The organism is Bacillus sp. GbtcB10 (assembly GCF_019091365.1).
In the GTDB taxonomy this organism is placed as follows: Bacteria; Bacillota; Bacilli; order Bacillales; family Bacillaceae; genus Bacillus; species Bacillus altitudinis.
In genome coordinates this window covers 1-239 of sequence record NZ_JAGXJP010000370.1, presented here as the reverse complement: position 1 = coordinate 239, position 239 = coordinate 1, and the positions used below count along the sequence as shown (strand labels likewise).

The window sequence follows — 239 nt, the reverse complement described above, 5'->3', positions numbered from 1 at the left end:
GTGACAGCGTCTGGGACTGGTATGGTTTACAAATACGATTGTACTTGTAAAAACACGTCATCACTTCCGGCTTTGTCATGAAACAAGGTCACGCCAATAGAACTGGCTAAATATGTAGGCTTTAAAATGAGCGGTGTTCCGGTAGTCTCAATGGCTTTTTGGAAATCAGATAAGGTCATGACAGGCTGAGTTTTCACCGCTTTGGCGCCAGTGGCATTGAATGCAGCCCTCATTTGGCT

General features: G+C 45.2%; 1 pseudogene. It reads right to left on the bottom strand.

The window, feature by feature from the left end:
- Positions 1-26 precede the first annotated feature (26 nt).
- Positions 27-239, bottom strand: a pseudogene (locus tag KVT11_RS20530) (carboxylate--amine ligase); the annotation flags it as partial.